General features: G+C 70.6%; 6 protein-coding genes. 4 read left to right on the plus strand and 2 right to left on the minus strand.

The window, feature by feature from the left end; translation table 11 throughout:
• Window positions 1-457 (minus strand): TetR/AcrR family transcriptional regulator (locus CR470_RS36370; RefSeq protein ID WP_097871902.1); only part of this gene is annotated, 457 nt, incomplete at its 3' end.
• 91 nt (window positions 458-548) lie between these two features.
• On the opposite strand from CR470_RS36370, the gene CR470_RS36375 reads away from it, so the two are divergent.
• From CR470_RS36375 to CR470_RS36385, 3 genes are all read left to right on the plus strand, one after another.
• Window positions 549-1,700, plus strand: coding sequence for an acyl-CoA dehydrogenase family protein (locus CR470_RS36375; RefSeq protein WP_097871911.1), 1,152 nt, complete (start codon window positions 549-551; stop codon window positions 1,698-1,700).
• An 88-nt stretch (window positions 1,701-1,788) separates the two neighbouring features.
• On the plus strand, window positions 1,789-2,079 hold the full coding sequence (locus CR470_RS36380; protein WP_069754201.1) for a YiaA/YiaB family inner membrane protein: 291 nt from the start codon (window positions 1,789-1,791) through the stop codon (window positions 2,077-2,079).
• 88 nt (window positions 2,080-2,167) lie between these two features.
• A complete protein-coding gene (locus tag CR470_RS36385) occupies window positions 2,168-2,800 on the plus strand; it encodes a TetR/AcrR family transcriptional regulator (RefSeq protein ID WP_097871904.1) in 633 nt (210 codons plus the stop codon).
• On the opposite strand, the gene CR470_RS36390 is transcribed toward CR470_RS36385, so the two are convergent.
• On the minus strand, window positions 2,791-3,252 hold the full coding sequence (locus tag CR470_RS36390; RefSeq protein ID WP_097871907.1) for a MaoC family dehydratase: 462 nt from the start codon (window positions 3,250-3,252) through the stop codon (window positions 2,791-2,793). The two genes, CR470_RS36385 and CR470_RS36390, sit on opposite strands and share 10 nt — an antisense overlap.
• Window positions 3,253-3,366: 114 nt before the next feature.
• Here CR470_RS36390 and soxR point away from each other — a divergent pair, with 114 nt between their 5' ends.
• Entirely contained in the window at window positions 3,367-3,843 is a 477-nt protein-coding gene (gene soxR / locus CR470_RS36395; RefSeq protein ID WP_097871909.1) for a redox-sensitive transcriptional activator SoxR, read from the plus strand.
• Window positions 3,844-3,942 lie beyond the last annotated feature (99 nt).

Consider the following 3,942-nt stretch of genomic DNA (forward strand, 5'->3'; position numbering starts at 1 on the left):
ACGCGGAACCGGTGATGAAGTAGCGCATCAGGGCCCCGATCCGGGTGGCCTGCGCGGGCGGCCAGCCCGCGCCGGTCATCGCCCCGAACACCGCGTCGGCGACCCGCAGCCCCGCCGGGCGGCGCCCGGGGCCCCGGGCGAGGACCGGGACGATGTGCGGGTGCGCGGCGAGGGCGGCCCGGTAGGACAGCGCCCAGTCGTGCAGGGCCTCGCGCCAGTCGCGCGGGTCCGACTCCTCGAACATCGACAGATCGACCTGCACGGAGACCGCGTCGGCGACGGCGTCGAGGATCTCCTCCTTGTTGCGGAAGTGGTTGTAGAGCGAGGGTCCGCTCACCCCCAGGACGGCCGCCAGGCGGCGCGTGGAGACGGCGTCGAGCCCTTCGGAGTCCACGAGCGCGCTCGCCGCCCCGACGATGCGGTCTCTGCTGAGGAGGGGCTTGCGCGGTCGGGCCATGCGGCTCATAGTAGGGCCTGCGAACCAGAAACTAGCAGTGCTAATTAATGAGTGCCCGAGCGGCGCTCGTGAGAGACGGTGGGTGGGCACGATGGACCTGACGCTCAGCGAGGAGCAGGAAGCTGTCCGCAGGCTGGCCGAGGACTTCGTCGCCCGCGAGGTCGCCCCCCATGTCGTCGCGTGGGACCGCGCAGAGAACGTCGACAAGTCGATTGTGAAGAAGCTCGGGGATCTCGGTTTCCTCGGTCTGACCGTCCCCGAGGAGTACGGCGGCTCGGGCGGCGACCACCTGTCCTACTGCCTGGTCACCGAGGAGCTGGGGCGCGGCGACTCCTCGGTGCGCGGGATCGTCTCCGTATCGCTCGGCCTCGTGGCCAAGACCATCGTGTCCTGGGGGAGCGAGGAGCAGAAGCGGCGGTGGCTGCCCCGGCTGACGGCGGGTGAGGCGATCGGCTGCTTCGGCCTCACCGAGCCCGGCACCGGATCGGACGCCGGGAACCTCGCCACCAGGGCCGTGCGCGACGGCGGTGACTACGTCGTCAACGGCACCAAGATGTTCATCACCAACGGAACCTGGGCCGATGTCGTGCTGCTCTTCGCGCGGACGAACGACGCCCCCGGCCACCGGGGCGTCTCCGCCTTCCTCGTCCCCACCGACACCCCCGGCCTCACCCGCCGCACCATCCACGGCAAGCTCGGCCTGCGCGGCCAGGCCACCGCCGAACTGGTCCTCCAGGACGTCCGGATACCGGCCGGGGCCCTCCTCGGGCCGGAGGGCAAGGGCTTCTCCATCGCCATGTCCGCCCTGGCCAAGGGGCGGATGTCCGTCGCGGCGGGCTGTGTGGGCATCGCGCAGGCCGCCCTGGACGCGGCCGTGCGCTACGCCGGCGAGCGCGAACAGTTCGGCAAGGCCATCGCCCGCCACCAGCTCGTCCAGGAGCTGCTCAGCGACATCGCCGTCGACGTGGACGCCGCCCGGCTGCTGACCTGGCGGGTCGCCGACCTGATCGACCGGGGCCAGGAATTCGCCACCGCCGCGTCCAAGGCCAAGCTGTACGCGTCCGAGGCCGCCGTCCGCTGCGCCAACAACGCCCTCCAGGTCTTCGGCGGCTACGGCTACATCGACGAGTACCCGGTCGGCAAGCTGCTGCGGGACGCCCGCGTGATGACGCTCTACGAGGGCACGAGCCAGATCCAGAAGCTGATCATCGGCCGCGCGCTGACCGGCGTCTCCGCCTTCTGACCGGCACGCGGGCTCGTACGGGTGTCTGAGTACCGGCCTGAGTACGGACACGGATGTGGCGTGCACCACGCCGGCGGATGCTGAACCCATGAGTGACACGACATCGGTCAAGCAGCAGAGCACCGCCGCCTTCTACCTGCAGGCCGTCGCCTCCTTCATGGTGGCGATCGGCGCGGTCGCCTTCGGTATCTTCTTCCTCGACGCCGACGCCTGGGTGCGCGGCTTCCTCGCCATCGGCGTGCTCTACCTCGTCACGTCCTGCTTCACGCTCGCCAAGGTGATCAGGGACCGTCAGGAGGCCGGGCAGATCGTCAGCCGGGTGGACCAGGCCCGGCTGGAGAAGATCCTCGCCGAGCACGACCCCTTCCAGAAGCTCTGAGGCGGCACGATCGGCAGGGCCATCCCTAAGCGCTTGCTCAGGTTCGGGGTATGGTGTTCGTTCTGCTGACGGAGAGGGGTCCTGGGCGATGTGTGCGGCGGAGGAGACGAGCGGCGAGGACGCGCCGTGGGGCGAGGTCACTCCCGAGGCTGCCAGGCGGCTCCTCGTCGCCGCCGTGGACGCCTTCGCCGAGCGCGGGTACCACGCGACCACCACCCGTGACATCGCCGGCCGGGCCGGGATGAGCCCGGCGGCGCTCTACATCCACTTCAAGACCAAGGAAGAGCTGCTCCACCGGATCAGCAAGATCGGCCACGAGCGGGCCCTGTGTGTCCTCGCCACCGAGGCGGACCGGGACGGTACGGCCGCCGAACGGCTCGCCGGGGCCGTCCGCTCCTTCGTCCGCTGGCACGCGGAGCGGCATACCACCGCCCGGGTCGTGCAGTACGAGCTCGACGCCCTCGGCGAGGAGCACCGCACCGAGATCGTCGCGCTGCGGCGCAGGAGCGACGCGGTGGTGCGCCGGATCATCGGCGAAGGGGTGCGGGACGGCGAGTTCGACGTCCCCGACGTCCCCGGCACCGCGCTCGCGGTGCTGTCCCTCTGTATCGACGTCGCCCGCTGGTTCAACGCCCAGGGCAGCCGTACCCCCGACGAGGTCGGCGAACTGTACGCCGGCCTCGTCCTGCGGATGGTCGGCGCCCGGCAGCTTCAGAAGTAGTAGCGGGACACCGACTCGGCGACACAGGCCGGCTTCTCGCTGCCCTCGCGCTCGACCGTGACGACCGCCGTGACCTGTACGCCGCCGCCCGTCTCCTCGACGCCGCGCAGCACCGCCGTCGCCCGCAGCCGCGAGCCGACCGGGACGGTCGAGGGGAAACGGACCTTGTTGGTCCCGTAGTTGATGCCCATCTTCATGCCCTCGACCCGCATCACCTGCGGTACCAGCGCGGGCAGCAGCGAGAGCGTCAGATAGCCGTGCGCGATGGTCGTGCCGAACGGCCCGTCCTTCGCCCGCTCCGGGTCCACGTGGATCCACTGGTGGTCGCCGGTCGCCTCGGCGAACCGGTCGACCCTCTCCTGCTCGATCTCCAGCCAGTCGCTGTGTCCCAGCTGCTCGCCCACCCCGTCCCGCAGCTCCTGTGCGGACGTGAAGATCCTCGGCTCTGCCATGTTCCCGGTTCCTGCCTTCCGGCTCGGCGCACCATCAGGCGCGATGTCTAAGCGCTTGCTCAGCATCGTTGGGCGGAGGCGTTCCTGTCAACGACATGGCAGTAGATTCGAGGGGTGCCCCAGATTCCACAGACACTCCACGAACTCTCGGTCGGCCAGCTCGCGGCCCGGAGCGGCGCGGCCGTCTCGGCCCTGCACTTCTACGAGTCCAAAGGCCTGATCAGCTCCACCCGCACCAGCGGCAACCAGCGCCGCTACTCGCGGGACGCCCTGCGCCGGGTCGCCTTCGTCCGGGCGGCCCAACGCGTCGGCATCCCCCTGGTCACGATCCGGGAGGCGCTCGCCGAACTGCCCGAGGAGCGCACGCCGAACCGCGAGGACTGGGCCCGCCTCTCCGGCGTCTGGCGCAAGGAACTGGACGAGCGCATCGGACAGTTGCACCGCTTGCGCGACCATCTGACCGACTGCATCGGGTGTGGCTGTCTGTCGCTGGAGACCTGTGTGCTGTCCAACCCCGACGACATAGTCGGTGAGCGGATCACCGGTTCCCGTCTGATGCCCGAGGGCCGGAAGCCGCCCAAGCGCACGTAGTCCCCTGGGGCGGGAGCGAGGCTCACGCCGCCGCCGCGGCCGGCCTCCGGTGCCGTGGCAGCCGGGCCCTGGCCAGCGTGCGGTCGGTCAGGGCGGGCT

Origin of the sequence: Streptomyces sp. rh34, assembly GCF_002551245.1 — a bacterium.
In the GTDB taxonomy this organism is placed as follows: Bacteria; Actinomycetota; Actinomycetes; order Streptomycetales; family Streptomycetaceae; genus Streptomyces.